Source organism: Brevundimonas sp. ABV4_179, from assembly GCF_056311945.1.
Genome location: NZ_CM149976.1, coordinates 2465907 through 2483422, shown reverse-complemented (window position 1 = coordinate 2483422; position 17516 = coordinate 2465907). Strand labels below are relative to the sequence as shown.

Below are 17516 nucleotides of genomic sequence, written 5' to 3'. Positions count from 1 at the left end.
ATGGCGATGATGGAGGCTCCGGCCGATCTCGAGCGACTGCTGCGCAAGGCCGCTGAGGAGAATGGGATGGAGATCATCCGCGACGATCCGGTCGAGCTGACGTGCCGGGCGCCGGGATTTCCCGATGCGACCTTCCTGGCCTGGCTGCCGTCCGACAACGGGCGGCTGCATATTCTCGCTCCTAAGGATCAGGTGCGCGGCAGGGCCTAATCCTCGTAAGTTTGTTCTCCGCAGGCCGATAGCGCGGCCGCTTGGGATCGGGCTATGGCCCTCATGACTGCAGATCGTCCATGAGAGCCAGCATCTCGCGCAGCTTGTCGCGCGCGCCGGACAGCCGACGGGCCGTGACCAGTTCCTGACGTCCGGCAAGCTGCAGGACGATCTCCAGAACCTCATCGGAGCGTCCCATGAGGATGACGAGATTTTCGCCGTTCGGCGCATTGCGGGCTTCGAACCAGTTCCGCACGGCGCGTTCGTTCGCCCCCGTGATGCGGACAACCTGTTTGACGGCCCCGGGCACGGTGCCGAACTCCCGGCGGAGCGCGCCGGCGATGGCTTCGGCGAAGCGGTCGACGCCGCCGGACGTGCCGGATTGAAGAAAACTTCTTCCGGATTCCGACCGAAGTTTTCGGTCGTTCTGCGTAGACGACATTCAGGGCTCCCGGCCGCTAGCTTGACTGGAAAGCCAACTGACGAGGACCTGAGACGCCCGAGAAGGCGTCCGACCCTGAATGACCCAGACCGAAGACAGCCGTGCGGGCGCCCGACCCGCGCGCATGATCCGCGCCGCCCAGTATGTGCGGATGTCAACCGAGCACCAGAAGTACTCGACCGAAAGCCAGGCCGAGATCATCGCCCGCTACGCCGCTCAGCGCGGGTTCGAGATCGTCGAGACCTATGCCGACAACGGCAAGAGCGGGCTGCGGCTGGATGGTCGTGACGCCCTGAAGCGGCTGATCGCCGACGTGCAGGCCGGGCGCGCCGACTTCGAGGTGGTGCTGGTCTACGACGTCAGCCGCTGGGGCCGGTTCCAGGACGCCGACGAGAGCGCCTACTACGAGTTCCTGTGCCGCGAGGCGGGCATCAGCATCCACTACTGCGCCGAGCAGTTCGAGAACGACGGCAGTCTCAGCGCCACTATCATCAAGAGCATGAAGCGGGCCATGGCCGGCGAGTACAGCCGCGAGCTCTCGGTCAAGGTTTTCACCGGCCAATGCCGCCTGATCGGCCTGGGCTACCGCCAGGGCGGACCGGCCGGCTACGGCCTGCGGCGGCAACTCGTCGACGAGCAGCGACGGCCTAAGGCGACGCTGCTGCGCGGCGAGCACAAGAGCCTGCAGACCGATCGGGTGGTCCTGACGCCGGGTCCGGCCGAGGAGATCGATCTTGTTCAGCGCATCTATCGGATGTTCGTCCTGAACCGCCGTTCCGAGCGGGAGATCGCCGCCCTCCTGAACGGAGAAGGGCAGGTGACGGACCTTGGCCGCCCGTGGACGCGCGGGGTCGTCCACCAGATCCTCACCAATGAAAAATACATCGGCAACAACGTCTACAACCGCGTCTCCTTCAAGCTGAAGAAAAAGCGCGTCGCGAATACGCCGGACATGTGGGTGCGGGCGGACGGGGCCTTCGAGGGCATCGTCGACCCGGACTTCTTCGCGGCGGCCCAGCGCATCATCGCCGAACGCTGCCGCCGTTACACCGACGCCGAGATGCTGGAGCGGCTGACCGAACTGCTCGAGCGCCGCGGCTGCCTGTCGGGCCTGATCATCGACGAGCTTGAGGACATGCCGTCAAGCTCCACCTATCGCCAGAGGTTCGGCAGCCTGATGCGGGCCTATGAACTGGTCGGTTGGTCGCCCTCGCGCGACTATCGCTATCTGGAAACCAACCGCTTCCTGCGCACCCTCCATCCGGAGGTAGTGTCCGGGACGGTCGCGCAGATCGAACGCCTGGGCGGCGCGGTCCGCGTCGATCCGGTCACCGATCTGCTCACCATCAATGAGGAGTTCACCGCCTCACTGGCAATCGTCCGCTCGACCCGGACCGCGTCGGGCGACCTGCGCTGGAAGATCCGTCTCGACGCGGGCCTGAAGCCGGACATCACCATCGCCGCGCGGATGGACGGGACCAACGCCGCCGTCCGCGACTACTATCTGCTGCCCTGGATCGACCTGGGCCTGCAGGACCGGGTCCGGTTGGCCGAGACCAATGGAGTGTCGCTCGACGCCTACCGGTTCGACGACCTCGAGCGCTTCTTCGAACTCACCGGCCGCGCGACCCTGAGGAGCGCCGCGTGAACCCGGCTGTCCCTGAAATCCGCTCCGTCCCGGTATCGGCGATCACCATCCTCAACCCGCGCGTCCGCAACCGACGCATCTTCGACGAACTGGTCGCCAGCATCGCCAACCTGGGGCTCAAGAAGCCGATCACGGTGAGCCCGCGCGAGGACGGCGGCTACGACCTGATCTGCGGCCAGGGGCGACTGGAGGCCTTCATCGCGCTCGGTCAGACCGAGATCCCGGCCGTGATCGCCGAGGCGACGCCCGAGGACTGCTTCGTCATGAGTCTGGTGGAGAACCTCGCCCGGCGCCAGCATCGCCCCCTCGATCTGGTCCGGGAGATCGGCGCCCTGAAGACGCGCGGCTATTCCACCCAGGAGATCGCCACCAAAACGGACTCCAGCCCCGAATGGGTCTGGGCCATCTGCTTCCTGCTCGACAACGGCGAGGAGCGGCTGATTACCGCCGTCGAACGCGGGCTCATTCCGCCTTCGGTCGCGGTAGAGATCGCCAAGGCTGGAGAGGGAGAGGTGCAGGCGGCCCTGGCCGACGCCTATGAGCAGAAGGCCCTGCCGGGCAACCAGGTGCTGGCGATCCGCCGGATCATCGAGCAGCGCCGCACCAGCGGCAAGGCAGGCCTCAGCGGCTCGCGCGGACCGCGCGCGGGCCGGCCGGTGACGGCCGACGCCCTGGTGCGGGCCTACCGCCGCGAGACCGATCGTCAGAAGCTGCTGGTGAAGAAGGCGTCCCTGGCCCAGAGCCGTCTTCTGTTCGTCGTCAACGGACTGCGTCAGTTGCTGGACGACGACCACTTCGTCACCCTGCTGCGCGCCGAGTCCATGCACACCCTGCCCAGGCCGCTGGCCGAGCGGCTGGGCCGCGCGGAGGGCTGAGATGGACAGGCCCGTCAAAGCCGCCTTCGAACGCGACCTGCGGGTCATCCCGATCGAGGACATCCTGCCGATGCGGCAGGTCGAGGACCGTGTGCTGCGCTCGGTCAAATACCGGCGCATCGCGCGCTCCGTGGCCGAGGTCGGTGTAATCGAGCCCCTGGTGGTCGCCCGGCCGCGCGGGCAGGGGTCCTGGATGCTGCTGGACGGTCACGTCCGCCTGTCGATCCTCAAGGAACTGGGGGAGCGGGATATCCGCTGCCTGGTCTCCGACGACGACGAGGCCTTCACCTACAACCGCCGGGTCAACCGGCTGGCGACCATCCAGGAGCACTACATGATCGTGCGCGCCTTGGAGCGCGGCGTGCCGGCCGAGAAGCTGGCCCGGGCGCTGGACGTGGACGTGAAGGCGATCCAGCGCAAGCGCGACATGCTCTGCGGCATCTGCCCGGAAGTGGTCGAACTGCTGAAGGACCGCTCGGTCAACCCGTCCACCTTCACAATGCTGCGCAAGATGCGGGCGGTCCGCCAGATCGAGGCGGCCGAGCTGATGATCTCGGCCGGCAACTTCACTGGCTCTTACGCCCGGGCCCTGCTGGCCGCGACACGGCAGTCGGACCTGGTCCAGTCCCACAAGCCCAAGAAGATCGGCGGTATGACGGCGGAGCAGATGGCGCGGATGGAGCGCGAGATGGCGTCGCTCACCGCCGACTTCAGAACGCTGGAGGCCTCCTACGGCGACGACGTCCTGCATCTCGTCATCGCCTCCGGCTACCTGTCGCGGCTGGTCGCCAATCCGGCGATCGAGCAGTGGCTCGCCGCGCGTCATCCGGAAATCCTCTCAGGCTTCCGCTCGATCATCAGCGTGGCCTCCCTGGACGCGGCGGCCGCCGAAGATGATGACGACGATGACGGCTCGTCTGCCGAGGGCGATGGCGCCGACGAGACCTCTCCATGGCCGAGTCCTCGTCCGGAGGCGGGTCCTTCTGATCAGCTGACGGCGCTGGGGTAGAAAGGGGAATGCTGCGCACGATTCCTCTCCTTCTGATTCTGATCGCCTGCGTCCCGGTCGAGCCGGGTCTTGCGGGCCGCGCCTCGGAGATCGACGGGGACACACTGGAGATCCAAGGGCAGCGCGTTCGGCTCTGGGGCGTGGATGCCCCCGAGGGGCGACAGACCTGCGGGACCCCTGACGACGGGACATGGCGGTGCGGAACGGCGGCAGCGAATGCCCTCGACGCGCGGTTGCGGGATCAGGCGGTCCGCTGCTTCGAGCGGGATCGGGACCGCTATGGCCGCATGGTTGCCGACTGCCGCGTGGGGGATGAGGACATCGGCGCCTGGCTGGTCCGGGAGGGCTGGGCGCTCCGTTACGCCGATTATGCCGGGACAGCCTATCTGAGTGAGGAGACGGCCGCGCGCCGGGCGCGGCGTGGTGTCTGGGTCGGAACGGTGGAGGCGCCCTGGGAATGGCGCCGCCGGAGGCGACAGTAGCACGCGTAGCTCGGGGTCAGGCGTGATCGACCGACCCCTTCGACCTTGCTGCGCGCCATGGTCACCCGATCAGGTTGAAGGCTAAGGGCTCCGCCCTCGCGCGCGCCAGGGTCCGCGGCTCCGCCGCCGGACCGGCCGGTCTCCCCGGCCTTCCGCGCCGACGAAGAGGGCGACGGCGCGCACGGGTCTCGAGGCTTGTGCAGGCCGGGCGATCCCCCTCCGGCCGGTCCGCCCTGGCCCTTGCTACCCCGGTCTCGCCGACGGGCAGAGTTTCAGGCGCGCGGTTCGCGTGCCTGCAACCCATGCCCAAAGGAGGCAGACATGTCGGCTCAAACTTCCAAAGACCACACCCCTGCGGCGGCGGCCGCCTCCGCAGCGGACGCCATCGAGGCCGCCGATCCTGCGGCGGCCTCGCCGCCGGGTCACGGCGCCCCGATCCTCGTGCCCCTGAACCGGTTGAAGGCGTCCCCGAGGAACGCCCGGAAGGTGAAACATTCGGCGGCGGCCATCGAGGCGCTGGCCGCCTCCATCAGGGCCAAGGGGGTGTTGCAGCCGCCCGTGGTCGAGATCGAGCGGGACGGGGAGGGCGCCCCGACCGGGGACTTCCTCGTCACCATCGGCGAAGGGCGGCGCCAGGCGCTCAGGCTGCTGGTCAAGCGCAAGGCGATCAAACGGACCCATCCGGTGCGGGTGATCGTGGACGCCGACAACGACGCCCATGAGATCAGCCTCGATGAGAACATCACCCGTGAGGCCATGCATCCCGCCGACCAGTTCGAGGCCTTCAGGCGGCTCGCGGACGAGAAGGGCTACGGCCCCGAGGAGATCGGCGCGCGGTTCGGGGTGACGGCCCAGGTGGTGCGCCAGCGGCTGCGGCTCGGCGCGGCGGCGCCGGAACTGATGGCGGCCTATCGGGAAGGGACGCTGGCGCTGGACCAGCTGACGGCCTTCTGCGTCAGCGAGGATCAGGACCGGCAGCGGCAGGTGCTGGAGCAGGCCGGGCCGCATACCCCGGCCTACGCCATCCGCCGGGCCATGACCGAGGCCAAGGTCCGGGCCGACGACCGACGCGCGATCTTCATCGGCGTGGAGGCCTATGCCGAGGCGGGCGGGCCGGTCCTGCGCGACCTGTTCACGGAGGACGGCGGCGGCTGGCTTGAGGACGTGAGCCTGCTGGACCGGCTGGTGGCTGAAAAGCTGGCCGGGCTGGCCGAGGAGGTCCGCGCCCGCGAGGGCTGGAAATGGGCCGAGGTCGGCTCAGACTATGCTGAGGCCTCGGCCTTCGGTCGGGTCTATCCGGTCGAGGTCGCCCGCTCCGAGGCGGACGCCGCCGAGATCGCCGCCTTGTGCGAGGAATACGACCGCCTCGTCTCCGAGACGGACGCTGCGGAGACCCTGCCGCCCGAGGTGGACGCCCGGCTGGAGGAGATCGACCGGGCCTTGCAGGCCTTCGGTCCCGACTTCGACTATGCGCCCGAGGCCAGGGCGCGGGCCGGGGTCATGGTCCTGCTGGGCTATGACGGGCTGGCCCGTTTCGAGCGCGGACTGGTCCGCGCCGATGACGCGGCGAATGAGCCGCCGCCTTGGGAGGTAGGGGAGGCGACCGGGGACGACGACGGCGTGGAGGCGTCTTCCGCCGCTGTCGCACCCGACCCGGACGAAGAGGGCGGGCTCGCGCCCCTGTCAGACCGGCTGGTCATGGACCTGACCGCGCACAGGACCATGGGCCTGCGGGACGCGGTGCAGGCCGATATCGCAGCCGCCCTGCTGACCGTGGTCCATGCGCTGGCGTTGCAGGTCTTCTACCCGGGCTACGGCCTTTGGACGCCGTTGCAATTGCGCCTGTCCGTGACCGGTCTTGAGCGCCTCGCCCCGGGCGTCAGCGATGCGCCCACCGGACGGCGGGTCGCCGACAGGCTGGAGGCGTGGGGCGCGCGGCTGCCGGAGAAGGCCGAGGACCTGTGGGCCGTCCTGGCGCCGATGGACCGGGCCGACCTGCTGGACCTGATGGCGGTCTGCGCGGGCGTCGGCCTCTACGCCGTGCGTGATCCGCACGACCGCAGGCCCGGCGCCCTGACCCAGGCCGAGACGCTGGCGACGGCGGTCGGTCTGGACATGACGGGCACGTGGTCGGCGACGGCGGCGGGGTATTTCTCGCGGGTGTCCAAGGCGCGGGTGCTGGAGGCGGTGACCGAGGCGGTCGGCGCGGAGGAGGCCGGGCGGATCGCCGGGATGAAGAAGGCCGACATGGCCGAGGCGGCGGAGCGGCTGCTGGAGGGCAGGGGGTGGCTGCCGCCGGTGCTGCGCACCGCGGCGGTTGAAGAGGCTGATGTGGAGGACGCCGCAACGTCGGATGACCACGCTTATCCCTGCGCGGCTGAATAAAACAAACGATCGCTGTGGCGCATTGCGACCGCGCGTCGGGGGTCGCGCGGTCGTCTTTTATCGGGACGAGACGCTCGACGGTCATCTACGCAATTCCCGGAACCTTGATCGGCGAATGGGATTGGAAAAAGGACTACAACCAGGAGGAAACAGTGAAGCCACTCGCATCTATAGCTGCGGTTGTTCTGTCCACGGCCTTGGCGTCGGCTGTGAACGCCCAAACCGCCCCGGCGACGGCATCCCCCGATGCTCCCGCTGGGATCGAGCGTCCGACTACGGCGGCACCCACCGATCCCGTCGAAGCGTTCCTTGAGCGAACGGCAGAGCGCCAACGGATCAGGGAAGCCGCGCTTTCCCGACGGGGCGCAAATGCACTAGTCGCTCAGCTTAGACCGCTTTTGGCCAACGCACGCATCGCCCCCAATGGGCTCGGACGAAACCCGCAGATGCGGGCTCGGCTGGAGTCGGCGCTGAATGTTGAAGTTATCCAGCTGCTTGCGGCCGCCGGATTGCGGCCTGCGGATATTCTCCGGAATCGCGCGCGCGGCGTCGATGTGTTCGAAGCGGCGTCCGCCGCGATCCGAGGGGAGGCCACTTTCCAACAGCAGGCCGCTCTTGCCCAGAGTATCGTCGTGGCTGAGGCGCTGGATCAGCGCCAGACCAGCGCAGGCGATGGGTTCGGTTCAACAGTCCGATTTCGGGTGGTGGACCGCCTTAAAGGCGATCTTTCACCAGGCGCCGAGTTCGCCCTTCGACAGCAGTCCACGGAAACGATGGACGTCAGCACCGACCTGCGTCCCGCTGCGGGCGAGCAATTCCTGCTGCTCCTGTCGCGAGACTATTACCAGCAGTTGGTCGCTGAGGCAGGCAGGCAGGGCCAGGATGCAGCCTATGCGCAGATCATGCCGGGCTATCTGGTTTCTCCAGAGGGCCTGATGCCCACAGTCATCGGACAACCCCGTCTTTCTTCTATCGAGGAAGCTAGAAATGCAGCTCAATAAATCCGCATCAATGGTTTTCCGCCCGGCGGCTCTGGCCCTTTGCACATGCCTCGCCGCTACGCCGGTGTTTGCGCAAACACCGCCAATGGAACGGAAGTGGGCGACGCCCTCGGCACAGGTCTTCATTCACGTAGACATGCCGCCCGCTTGCGATGCTGCGACCCAGCGCGCCATCAATACGTGGAATGCTCAGGGATCGCGGTGGACGTATGGGTGGACCTCGCAGAACTATCAGACGGACCGCCAAGCCTACGTCGGTCGGGTCACATTTGCGCCGCAGCGGCTAGGCCCGTCCGTGCCTGGCCAAGCTACAAGATATCCGAACACCGGCACGACGATGAACTCGGCCTGGATCGGCATCAACGACCAGATGCTCTACTGGAACGGTTCCTATTATACTGCGGATGGCGACCTCCAGTGTCCGACGAGCGGCGGGGTGGCGTCGAACCGCTACAGTTTCGAATATGTGGCTTTGCATGAGCTTGGGCACACGCTCGGCTTTGGTCATCACAACGACTACAGCTGCGCCATGAGTTACGGCACCTTCGCCGGGGACACCCGCACGCGTCCCTGCGCTGCGGAGGCGGCGGAACTGCGCCGACAGTACGGAGCCCGATAGATGAGAGCCGTTGTTGTCGCGATCTTATTCACCAGTTCACTGGCGGCCTGCTCCGCCGATCCCGGACGAGGGCAGCAGGCCGTTCCGGCCGACTGGCGGGCAGTCGCATTCGATCCCTGTTGCACGATCCATGTGCCTCCGGAGTTCCGCGAAGTTCCCAAGCCTTCCGGCGTGCGCGATCCCAGCTTCATCGTGGTCGGGAACGACGCCACCGAAATCGTCTTCGAATACCGGCCCCAGGTCGGCTTTCCGGAAGGCCCTCTGGGCCAGCAGGATTGGTCGCAGGATCGCATGAAGGTCGATGGGCAGGAGGCCGACCTCGTCTCCTACGCGGCGACCGATGCCTTCGCTGGTGGAAGGACGTTGCGCATGCGGGTCAGGCGGCCGGAAGCGCAGACACATCAGTCGGCGCCGACGCCGGGGAGAGGCATGGAACTTGGCGCCACGGCGAACTGCCGAACAGACGCCGATTGTGACGTGGCGCGCCGTATCTTCTCGCTGATCGACCTCAGCGACAGCCGCGATTAGATTTCGGTTCAGTCGGCCGCCCGGTCGTGTCTCGGCCGGGCGGCCAGCGGCGGCAGCAGAACGCGCGGCCTAGGTCAGGCCTGATCGGCCGTCTTGCGGAGCTCGGCGATGCGCTTCTGACTAGCCTCTGCGACGACTTGGCGCAGGACCCTGATCCTTTCGGTGAGATAGGCCAGTTCCTCGTCAGTGATGCGGTAGTGGCGTGAGTAGCGAGCTTTGACGTAGGCCGCCCGCAGCAGTTCGAAGCAGCGCTTCTGAAACTTGGTGTCGTGCGGCCAGACTTCGCGCAGGCTCGGTTCGAGCGGCTCCGTCATGTTTCGGAGGCGGATGAGGTTATGGCTCTTGGGCGAATAGAAGGTCAGGACCTGCAGGAGCCCCTGATAAATTGTCTCCGCTGCTTGATGCAGATTGAATGCGGCCTTCTTCGTGAAGCCCCGAGACCGACAAAATTCGACCGTCGCCAGAAACTCGTCGGCGTCTTGCTTCCATTCCTCATAGTACTCCTTCGCCTCTTCCAACGCGGTGGACGGCGGCAGGGGCTGGGGCTCTGAGAATGTCACGCCGGGCGTGTCCTGCAGGACCACGCCGTCGCGGGCGATGTCGATGAAGAAGCCGCGCCCGTGCTCCAGCTTCCAGTTCACGTCGTCCAGACTATGGATGATCAGGCTGACGGGCGTGCGCATGGCGTTTGCCGACAGTTCGGCCAGCAGGCGTTTCTCCACGTCCTCCCAGAACTCGAAGTCGGTCAGGTCCTCGTGGTCCACCACGACCAGCAGGTCGAAGTCCGAAAAATAGCGCCCGACCGGATCGTGCACCCAGTCGCCGCGCGCATAGCTGCCGAACAGGATGATCTTGAGGATGCGGCCGTTCTTCAGCCGGTCGGCCCGACGCGTGGCGATGGCCCTGGCGAAGCCCTCCTGGATGATCCCGACGGCGGCGTCGAGTTCACGCTGTTTCGCGAGCGGCAATTTCCTCAGCGGACGTTTCATGCCTGGAGTCTCCGAAATGCGGGGCCGACACGCAAGAGTCGAAACGCCCCGATCCGCACGCAACTAGGCTCCGGCGCTGACAATCGCTACCCTAGCCGCCGCGGGCGCCGGTTCCATAGGGCGTCGTCTGTTCGCCGTAGGGCCGGTCCGCCGGAAAATCGTCGCGGCGCCGCCTGAAAGTCCCGGGCCTCCACGCAGAGGTTCCAACGCCCGCACCTTTTCCCCTTTCAATGTGGGCTGTGGTCTGCGGCTCCAGGCGTCAGAGCGGGTCGTGATCTTTGGGTCATGTCGCCTGCGTCAGTGATGCTCCGACGGTCTGTGGGTCTTTCCCCTGTTTGCGCGCGCCACCGCGCGGCCTCTCGAAAAGGCGGATCTGACCGGAAGCCGGCCGGCTGGACGCAACCGCGCGTTCGACTTTCTTCCCCGGCCTGACGGCCTCCTCGCGGGACAAGAAACTCTCGCTTGCGGTCCTCCGCTGCGCTGCGGGGGCTCGACTGCGCTCGCCCTGCGCGCCGACCGGCCCCCGGTCTCCCGATCGCCATCGAGGCCGCGACAGGCGTGGCCCGACAGCAAAGGAGAGACTGACATGGCCGCCATCGGAACCTTCACCGCCCAAGGCGACGGCTACACCGGGTCGATCAAGACCCTGACCCTCAACGTCAAGAGCGCGAGCCTGCGCCCGAACGAGAAGACTGACGACAAGGCGCCGGACTACCGCATCTTCGCGGGTCAGACCGAGTTCGGCGCAGCCTGGAAGAAGACCTCCCGCGAGAACCGGGAATACCTCTCGGTCAAACTGGACGACCCCAGCTTCCCGGCGCCGATCTACGCCTCGCTGGTCGAGATCGAGGGCGGGCACAGCCTGATCTGGTCCCGCTGAACCGGAGCGGCGGCGCGTCGGACGCGCCGCTGCCCCTTCATCCGAACAATCCATCCTTGAGGAGGCCGCCATGACGCGCCCCGTCGATCCCGCTCGTCCGGACATCTACGCCCGGATCACCAACCAGATCATCGACCAGCTGGAGGCCGGCGTCCGGCCGTGGACCCAGCCCTGGACCGGAGGCGCCCCGGTCACCCGTCCGCTCCGCCACGACGGTACGCCATATAGCGGCGTCAACATCCTGCTGCTGTGGTCGGAGGCCTTCAGTCGAGGGTTCGCCTCGCCGACCTGGATGACCTTCCGTCAGGCTCTGGCGCTGGGTGCCCATGTCCGCAGGGGCGAGAGGGGCTCCACCGTGATCTACGCCAACCAGATCGTCCGCACCGAAACCGACCACGCAGGCGAGGAGGTCGAACAGCGCATCCCGTTCCTGAAGGCTTACACCGTCTTCAACATCGAACAGATCGACGACCTGCCGGACGCGTATCGTCCGACGCCAGCGGAACCCGTCAATCCCGACGCGCGGCGGGAAGCGATCGAACGCTTCTTCGCCGGGCTGGGCGCCGACATCCGCCACGGCGGATCGGCCGCCTACTACGTCCCGGCGTCCGACCATGTTCAGATGCCGCCCTTCGAGACCTTCAGAGACGCGGGCGCCTACTACGCCACGCTCGGTCATGAATGCGTGCACTGGACCGGCCATGAGTCCCGGTTGGCCCGCGACTTCAGCCGCTCGACCCAGGCCTACGCACGCGAGGAACTGGTCGCCGAACTCGGCGCCGCCTTCCTCTGCGCCGACCTCGGCCTCGAACTCGAGCCGCGCGAGGATCACGCGGCCTATCTCGGCCACTGGCTCGAGGTGCTGAAGGCCGACAAGCGGTTCCTGTTCTCGGCGGCGGCGCATGCGCAAAGGGCGGTCGCTTGGCTGCATGAGGCGCATCCCTGATGGGCTGACATCATCGCTTTGAGCTTGAGCCGCGTCCTGACCGGGCGCGGCTTCTTTCTTGCTCGGATGGGGGCCGAGAGATGAGATGAGGGTGTCGCCGCTCTCGGTTGGGGCGCCCTTCAGGGCGGCGGGCGAGCGGCCGATTGCGGCCGCCGAGGGGAGGGCGGGGAACCTCCGTAGGGCTGCGGGACGAGGCGGTTCGCGGTCTAGGGCAGGATAGGCTTTGCGCCGGCAATGTCTGACAGACCCGTTTCCCGATGGACCGCATCACCCTTCGCCTCCCGCCCGATCTGGTCCGCCGCTTCGACGCGGCGGCGGCCGCGCGCGGCGGACGGTCCCGCTACCTGCGGGCGATCATGGAGAGGGCCGCACAGGCGTCCCTGTCGAAGCCCGAACAAGCCCCGCCCGGCGCGAAGTCGGCCAAGCTGACCCTCCGGCTGTCCGACGACGACATGGCGCGCCTGGAGGCCGAGGCGGCCCGCGCCGGGCTGTTGCGGACGCAATGGGCGGCGGCCCTCATCCGTCGGCGATTGCATGGGCGGCTGCAACTGACGCCGCCGGAGTCGATGGCCCTGATCGGCGTCCGGCGCGAGCTTCACCGTATCGGCGTGAACATCAACCAGATCGCCCGCGCCCTTAACACGGCTGTGATGGAAGGGTCCGTCCTCGACTTGGAAGTGGCCCAGCTGGCCGCCTTCGCCGCCGAGATCCGAGCGCATCTGAACGGGCTGGATGAGGCCTTCGCCGGCAACCTGGCCTATTGGTCGGCCGAGCCGTGACCGAATTCCGCAGGCCGCTCGGATTCGAGGAGGCGCTGCGCCCGCCCATTGACGTTCGCCGGGCTCGGATCACCCAGCCGGTGTTGAGGCCGTCCGGACGGGCCGGCGACGCGGCCGCCTATGCGCAGCTCGCGCGGATCATCCGGCGCGCCCCTGAGGTGATGGTCAAGGTCACCGGCAGCACGCGCGATGGGGATCATTTGATGCGGCACCTCGATTACACCAGCCGCAACGGCAGCCTGAACCTTGAGGGTCCGGACGGCGAGCGGTTCGAGGGGCGGGCGGCTATGAGGGTGCTCGCATCGGACTGGGCGGTGGAGGCAATGCTGGAGCCGCGCGGTCGGCGGGATCGGCCTCTTTCCCGCTCGATCGTGCTGAGTATGCCAAGGGGCACAGATCCGATGCGGCTGCACGATGCGGCGCGAGCCTTTGCAGCGGAGTCGTTCGGGGCGCGGTTTCCTTATGTGTTCGCCCTGCATGACGAGGGCGGTCATCCTCACGTGCATCTGACGGTGAGAGCGTTGGGTTCGGATGGAACGCGGCTCAATCCCAGAAAGGCGGACCTTGAGGTCTGGCGCCAGCGCTTTGCGCAGGCGCTTCGTGACCGCCGCGTGGAGGCGGAGGCTAGTCCACGCCGGGCGCGCGGAGTGCGATGCCGGGCTGAACCTATGCCGGTACGCAAGATGCGCGAGCGCTGGTCTGAGCAGGATGGTCGGGGACCCCGCGTCCGGATCAACTCTCATCAGCGTAATGGACCCAGCCAGCGCACAGCGGCACCCTGGGAAGCCAAGCAAACAGAGAGGCGTGAGCGCATACGTCGGTGGTTGACGGTAGAAGCGATCGCTCTTTCGCGCTCGGCTCGGCGGGAAGACAGGGCGCTGGGCCTCGCTTTGAGGGGATACATACGTCGTTTCTCGACGCTGAAAGATCGACAGATGACCTTGATCAGGCCGGATGACGAGCGGCGGCCCACTGACCATCAGAGGGAGCTGTGAAGGCCTCCATTTGGCGCACATGCAACATTTTCACACGGCTGAACGTGGCTCGTAGCGGCGGTTGGTGAGCCGAACGCTTATCACTGGGCGTCCAGAAGGTCCGAGATCCGGGCGCGCAGCGGGTCGAGGGCCGGATGTGTCCGGGCGACGGCGCGGATGATCATCCGGCGAGCCTGATCCGGGGCGAGCCCCGTTCGTTGGGCGAGCTCGAATCCGCTGTCGTGGTGATCGGGGCGCACGCTCATGGCTTGAACATGCCCGTCCGCGATTGCTGGCGTACAGGCGAGTTCGGCACAGAACTGGTCGCGATACTCTCCGGCGAGCTCCCCGAGCAGCCAGGCCTCGGGCGGTCGGCCATCGCCGGGAAGAATGAGGGAGTCCGGGTTCAGGACGCGTTCGCCGCGTTCACCACGAACCCAACCCTCGACCTCAGCTTCGGTGCAGTCTCCATCGTAGACGCTCAGCGCTTTGAGCTGGGGGTTCATGCGGAGGTGAGCGACGGATTGCCGCGCCAGCGTGGCGTTGCTTCCCACGTCCTTGATGGCGATTCGAGGCCTCATGGGCCCCGCGATAGCCTCCTCCACCAGCATCGCGGCGAAGGCATCTTCGGTGTAGATCAGCAGTTCAGGCTGAACCTGACCGGCCATTTCATGGACGGCAAAGCGGGTGCTGACATGGGCCATCGCCTCATGCTCCCCACCGTGGCGTCGCAGCAGAACTCTCGCGCGACGAGGGACCGCGTCGATAACAGTCTCCGAATGACTGGTGCAGATTATCTGAAGCCGGCGCTCAGTGCAGAATTCGAGCAGAACGCTGATCAGCCGAATCTGGGCCTCCGCGTGCAGGCCGAGCTCGATCTCCTCAATGACGACGAGACCCCCGATCGGCATGGCCTGAAGACGCGACAGCAGGACGATGACCGAACTCTCGCCGCCGCCCATGTCGAAGCCGGTGTAGGCGACGCCTGAGGTTGCGGACGCCAGGCCCAATCCGCGAACGAACTGTGTCTCCGCCTGGGTGTAGGGGCGGCCCATGATGTAGGAGAGTTTGCCGATAGACTCCTCGGTAAGCGGTTCAACGGCCTCTACGGCGTCACGGTTGAAGGCAGCGCGCAGGGCGCCCAGCTCACTCGCCGGCAAAACCCGGGCCATCGGAATGAAGTCGATTTCTCGGGCTGGTCGTTCGCCAGCTCGCCTGTGACGCCCAGGATCCGCGACTCCCCTCCAGCGGCCGTCCTCGAAGCGGTCCACTATCTCGACCTCATTGCCCCGATCCATCAGGACCCAGGTCAGGCGAAGCCCCTCAAGGGCGGGCGCGCCGCGACGACGATGGAAGAAGTCGTTGAACGCATATCGCGTGCGTGCGTCCGGCTGGGTGCGGGGGCGGGCGTTGCCCCAGTACACCCGCCAATCGGCAGGCGGGCGGGCTGACAGGGCCGCCAGACCCAGAACGGTCGACTTTCCAACTCCGTTTCGGCCGCAGACAATCGTCAACGGATAGTGGAAGGAGACCACCACCTGACGGATGCCGCGCAGTCCGGGACCACCTTCCACCCGAAGTTGCCGCAAGAGGGGACGTTGGAAGGCCGGGGGAGGATTGTCCCAGAACTCCCCGAGGCGGCGTTCGGCGTGAGTAAGTCTACGACCCGGCAAGTTGATCCACCATCACCGCGTCAACTTCGGCCTCACGCTCCTCTACCGGTTGAGGCGGAGATGGCGAGGATGCATTGAGTCTGCGCCAGGTGACAAAACCGGGACAGAAAGTCCGGAAATCGCAACGTTTGCACCAGCCGTTCAGGGGACCATAACACGGGAAGTCCTGTGACTTGAGGCTAGACTTGATCCCTGCAACGGCCGTCCGCACCTCGTCCAGGGCCGCGCCCTGGCTGGCGGGGGACACATCGATGTTGATCCTGTCCGTAACGCCCTGGCTCGCGAGTTCCGGGACTGGTTCCTTCGGAATGATTAGCTGGGCGGTGGCGGTCGCCGGTTGATAGGGGAAGGCGTACTGAACTGCGTGAGCGTAAAGTCGCAGTTGTCGTTCCGCCTGGAGTTTCAGCTCGTCGAACTGTTCGATAGAAGTTATCCGGTGGGCCTTGAAATCGACGATCCCGACCGCCTCGCGGTGCGGATCGCCCGATGGCGAAGCCTCAACGCGCTCCAGAAGGTCGACAACGCCGGTGATCAGCGCGCCGCTTTCCCGGTCCGACCGTTCCGAACTCGACAGCGTCGTCGATGTCGCGATGGCGGGGTGGGACGGCATTGTCAGCGCGGCCTCCGCTGCCGGTCGATCATAGGCGACATGGTCTGTGATCAACTCAGGACCTCTGCGAGTTCGATGAGATTGCCGAAGGGGTCGCAGAAGAACGCGAGCTTGCGGTTGATCGCGGGGACGACGAAGGGATCTGTCACGATCGTCACCGCGCGTGCGCGCAGTCGCTCGATGGTCGCGTCCACGCTGGCGACGGCGAAACAGAGGTGATGATAGCCGCGATACTGCAGGCTATCGCTCAAATCTGCGTAGGGGCGAGTCTCGACCGGTACTGGCGCGCCGCCTCCCAGAATCTCGACGTAGAAATGGTCGTCAGCGGGCGGGGCGATATAGGCGAGCAGGCTGTCGCCGTGAGGCCAGGTCGCAACGATGCGGAAATCCAGAACGCCGACGTAGAAGTCGAGAGCTTGCTGCAGATCGGGCGTGCGGATGGCGACGTGGTGGGCGCGCATGTCGGCGAAAACGGAGCCGTGATTCACAGCGGGCGGCGCGAAGTCAGGCATGGAAGACCTCCATTTCAACGCGCAGCGACGGCGGGACGTGGGTGGGGCATCGGTGGCTCGCTCGCTCCCAAGGGCAGGGCTCGGGCTGGCCAGCCGGGGGCTCGCCGAGGCGGGGTCTAGACGTCGTCGGACAAGGGCTGAGCGGCGACGACCGCGATTGTGGATTTCGCCTGGTTGATCGCCGCTTCTCGGGCGTCCGGTCCAAGGCTGATCCGCTCAGCCTGGACGAACGCGACATCGCTGATCCCGATGAAGCCGAGCAGGAGGCGAAGATAGGGTTCCTGAAAATCCAGGCTCGCCAAGGGGCCTTCGGTATAGAGGCTGCTGGCTGGCGGCGTTCTGTCCTCGCGTTGCGCCGCCTGCATCGCGGTCGTTGCCGAAGGCGGAGGCGAGCGGGCGGCGCCACGCTCATCACGCGTCGATGACGGACCTTGAGACCAGAAACTCGGCGAAGAGGGCGAGCAATTCCCCGTCCTTGATTGCGGATGGTTCCAGCAGGCGCTGGAACATGGCGCCTTCGTGGACCGCCAGAATGAGGCGAGCGACGCGAGAAGACGCGTGGGGGCGGCCGGGCTCGATTCCGCTCCATACGCGGCAGACGGCCTCTTCGATAACCGAGAGGATGCGAGCCTGCCGTGCGGCGTAGTGGCTCGCCACTGCGGGGTTGCGCAGGGCGTGCAGGCCGAACTCCGCCTGCAGCAGATACCAACTGCGGTCGAAGGCGTAGCCGGCGATGAACGCCCTGACGAAGTTCTCCGCCGCCGGTCCCGGTCTGGACTGGGCCGAAGCGATCGAGATTTCGAGATGCCGTTCAAGCCGTTCGATCGTCCGATCGTAGATGGCGAAAAACAGCTCCTCCTTGGACCGGAAATTGGAGTTGTACGCCCCCCGGCTCAATCCGACCCGTTCGCAGATGTCCTCCTGTGTCGCCCCCTAGAAACCGCGTTCGGCGAA

The 17516-nt window shown here is 66.6% G+C and carries 20 protein-coding genes; 13 read left to right on the top strand and 7 right to left on the bottom strand.

Going from position 1 to position 17516, the window contains the following annotated elements; genetic code table 11:
- Nucleotides 1-6 precede the first annotated feature (6 nt).
- On the top strand, nucleotides 7-210 hold the full coding sequence (locus ACYX4P_RS12050; RefSeq protein WP_292047566.1) for a hypothetical protein: 204 nt from the start codon (nucleotides 7-9) through the stop codon (nucleotides 208-210).
- A gap of 61 nt (nucleotides 211-271) precedes the next feature.
- On the opposite strand, the gene ACYX4P_RS12045 is transcribed toward ACYX4P_RS12050, so the two are convergent.
- Entirely contained in the window at nucleotides 272-652 is a 381-nt protein-coding gene (locus ACYX4P_RS12045) for a hypothetical protein (RefSeq protein ID WP_292047568.1), read from the bottom strand.
- A gap of 79 nt (nucleotides 653-731) precedes the next feature.
- Here ACYX4P_RS12045 and ACYX4P_RS12040 point away from each other — a divergent pair, with 79 nt between their 5' ends.
- The 8 genes from ACYX4P_RS12040 (at nucleotide 732) to ACYX4P_RS12005 (ending at nucleotide 9199) form a co-directional block, all read left to right on the top strand.
- Nucleotides 732-2300: a recombinase family protein gene (locus tag ACYX4P_RS12040; protein WP_292047571.1), complete on the top strand. Its 1569-nt coding sequence runs from the start codon at nucleotides 732-734 to the stop codon at nucleotides 2298-2300.
- Entirely contained in the window at nucleotides 2297-3175 is an 879-nt protein-coding gene (locus tag ACYX4P_RS12035) for a plasmid partitioning protein RepB C-terminal domain-containing protein (protein ID WP_292047573.1), read from the top strand. Before ACYX4P_RS12040 ends, ACYX4P_RS12035 begins: the two co-directional genes overlap by 4 nt.
- Nucleotide 3176: 1 nt before the next feature.
- On the top strand, nucleotides 3177-4184 hold the full coding sequence (locus ACYX4P_RS12030; protein ID WP_312570823.1) for a plasmid partitioning protein RepB C-terminal domain-containing protein: 1008 nt from the start codon (nucleotides 3177-3179) through the stop codon (nucleotides 4182-4184).
- 8 nt (nucleotides 4185-4192) lie between these two features.
- Nucleotides 4193-4666, top strand: a complete 474-nt coding sequence (locus ACYX4P_RS12025; RefSeq protein WP_476069659.1) for a thermonuclease family protein — start codon at nucleotides 4193-4195, stop codon at nucleotides 4664-4666.
- Between the two features lie 321 nt (nucleotides 4667-4987).
- Entirely contained in the window at nucleotides 4988-7051 is a 2064-nt protein-coding gene (locus ACYX4P_RS12020) for a ParB/RepB/Spo0J family partition protein (RefSeq protein ID WP_292046189.1), read from the top strand.
- Nucleotides 7052-7155: 104 nt separating this feature from the next.
- Nucleotides 7156-8052, top strand: a complete 897-nt coding sequence (locus ACYX4P_RS12015) for a hypothetical protein (RefSeq protein ID WP_292074619.1) — start codon at nucleotides 7156-7158, stop codon at nucleotides 8050-8052.
- Between the two features lie 295 nt (nucleotides 8053-8347).
- The gene (locus tag ACYX4P_RS12010) at nucleotides 8348-8671 is read left to right on the top strand and encodes a matrixin family metalloprotease (RefSeq protein ID WP_349679343.1); all 324 of its coding nucleotides are present in this window, start codon (nucleotides 8348-8350) and stop codon (nucleotides 8669-8671) included.
- A gap of 171 nt (nucleotides 8672-8842) precedes the next feature.
- Nucleotides 8843-9199: a hypothetical protein gene (locus ACYX4P_RS12005; RefSeq protein WP_292046194.1), complete on the top strand. Its 357-nt coding sequence runs from the start codon at nucleotides 8843-8845 to the stop codon at nucleotides 9197-9199.
- Between the two features lie 74 nt (nucleotides 9200-9273).
- Here ACYX4P_RS12005 and ACYX4P_RS12000 read toward each other — a convergent pair whose 3' ends face one another.
- Nucleotides 9274-10188, bottom strand: coding sequence for a HEPN domain-containing protein (locus ACYX4P_RS12000; RefSeq protein WP_292046196.1), 915 nt, complete (start codon nucleotides 10186-10188; stop codon nucleotides 9274-9276).
- A 586-nt stretch (nucleotides 10189-10774) separates the two neighbouring features.
- On the opposite strand from ACYX4P_RS12000, the gene ACYX4P_RS11995 reads away from it, so the two are divergent.
- The 4 genes from ACYX4P_RS11995 to ACYX4P_RS11980 all read left to right on the top strand — a co-directional run bounded on the left by ACYX4P_RS11995 (nucleotide 10775) and on the right by ACYX4P_RS11980 (nucleotide 13788).
- Nucleotides 10775-11068: a DUF736 domain-containing protein gene (locus tag ACYX4P_RS11995; protein WP_292046197.1), complete on the top strand. Its 294-nt coding sequence runs from the start codon at nucleotides 10775-10777 to the stop codon at nucleotides 11066-11068.
- Between the two features lie 70 nt (nucleotides 11069-11138).
- Nucleotides 11139-12014 (top strand): ArdC family protein, encoded by an 876-nt coding sequence (locus ACYX4P_RS11990; protein ID WP_292046199.1) that lies wholly within the window; start codon nucleotides 11139-11141, stop codon nucleotides 12012-12014.
- 257 nt (nucleotides 12015-12271) lie between these two features.
- A complete protein-coding gene (mobC, locus tag ACYX4P_RS11985) occupies nucleotides 12272-12793 on the top strand; it encodes a plasmid mobilization relaxosome protein MobC (RefSeq protein WP_292046202.1) in 522 nt (173 codons plus the stop codon).
- Nucleotides 12790-13788 carry a relaxase/mobilization nuclease domain-containing protein gene (locus ACYX4P_RS11980; RefSeq protein ID WP_292046204.1) on the top strand — a complete coding sequence of 333 codons (999 nt, stop codon included), beginning with the start codon at nucleotides 12790-12792 and terminating at the stop codon, nucleotides 13786-13788. Before mobC ends, ACYX4P_RS11980 begins: the two co-directional genes overlap by 4 nt.
- An 80-nt stretch (nucleotides 13789-13868) precedes the next feature.
- Here the strand turns inward: ACYX4P_RS11980 and ACYX4P_RS11975 are convergent, their stop codons facing one another.
- The 5 genes from ACYX4P_RS11975 to ACYX4P_RS11955 form a co-directional block, all read right to left on the bottom strand.
- A complete protein-coding gene (locus ACYX4P_RS11975) occupies nucleotides 13869-15356 on the bottom strand; it encodes an ATP-dependent nuclease (RefSeq protein ID WP_292046208.1) in 1488 nt (495 codons plus the stop codon).
- 70 nt (nucleotides 15357-15426) lie between these two features.
- Entirely contained in the window at nucleotides 15427-16104 is a 678-nt protein-coding gene (locus ACYX4P_RS11970; RefSeq protein ID WP_292046209.1) for a PD-(D/E)XK nuclease family protein, read from the bottom strand.
- Nucleotides 16101-16562: a VOC family protein gene (locus ACYX4P_RS11965; RefSeq protein ID WP_054765647.1), complete on the bottom strand. Its 462-nt coding sequence runs from the start codon at nucleotides 16560-16562 to the stop codon at nucleotides 16101-16103. The genes ACYX4P_RS11970 and ACYX4P_RS11965 overlap by 4 nt, the downstream gene beginning before the upstream one ends.
- 116 nt (nucleotides 16563-16678) lie before the next feature.
- Nucleotides 16679-16864 carry an NAD(P)H-dependent oxidoreductase gene (locus tag ACYX4P_RS11960; protein ID WP_292074614.1) on the bottom strand — a complete coding sequence of 62 codons (186 nt, stop codon included), beginning with the start codon at nucleotides 16862-16864 and terminating at the stop codon, nucleotides 16679-16681.
- A gap of 109 nt (nucleotides 16865-16973) precedes the next feature.
- Nucleotides 16974-17459 (bottom strand): TetR/AcrR family transcriptional regulator, encoded by a 486-nt coding sequence (locus ACYX4P_RS11955; protein WP_312573037.1) that lies wholly within the window; start codon nucleotides 17457-17459, stop codon nucleotides 16974-16976.
- Nucleotides 17460-17516: the final 57 nt, after the last annotated feature.

Bases quoted from the DNA above. Each gene is read 5' to 3' on its own strand.
- ACYX4P_RS12050 (WP_292047566.1), top strand. From the start codon at position 7: ATGATGGAGGCTCCGGCCGATCTCGAGCGACTGCTGCGCAAGGCCGCT.
- ACYX4P_RS12045 (WP_292047568.1), bottom strand. From the start codon at position 652: ATGTCGTCTACGCAGAACGACCGAAAACTTCGGTCGGAATCCGGAAGA.
- ACYX4P_RS12040 (WP_292047571.1), top strand. From the start codon at position 732: ATGACCCAGACCGAAGACAGCCGTGCGGGCGCCCGACCCGCGCGCATG.
- ACYX4P_RS12030 (WP_312570823.1), top strand. From the start codon at position 3,177: ATGGACAGGCCCGTCAAAGCCGCCTTCGAACGCGACCTGCGGGTCATC.
- ACYX4P_RS12025 (WP_476069659.1), top strand. From the start codon at position 4,193: ATGCTGCGCACGATTCCTCTCCTTCTGATTCTGATCGCCTGCGTCCCG.
- ACYX4P_RS12020 (WP_292046189.1), top strand. From the start codon at position 4,988: ATGTCGGCTCAAACTTCCAAAGACCACACCCCTGCGGCGGCGGCCGCC.
- ACYX4P_RS12000 (WP_292046196.1), bottom strand. From the start codon at position 10,188: ATGAAACGTCCGCTGAGGAAATTGCCGCTCGCGAAACAGCGTGAACTC.
- ACYX4P_RS11995 (WP_292046197.1), top strand. From the start codon at position 10,775: ATGGCCGCCATCGGAACCTTCACCGCCCAAGGCGACGGCTACACCGGG.
- ACYX4P_RS11990 (WP_292046199.1), top strand. From the start codon at position 11,139: ATGACGCGCCCCGTCGATCCCGCTCGTCCGGACATCTACGCCCGGATC.
- mobC (WP_292046202.1), top strand. From the start codon at position 12,272: ATGGACCGCATCACCCTTCGCCTCCCGCCCGATCTGGTCCGCCGCTTC.
- ACYX4P_RS11965 (WP_054765647.1), bottom strand. From the start codon at position 16,562: ATGCCTGACTTCGCGCCGCCCGCTGTGAATCACGGCTCCGTTTTCGCC.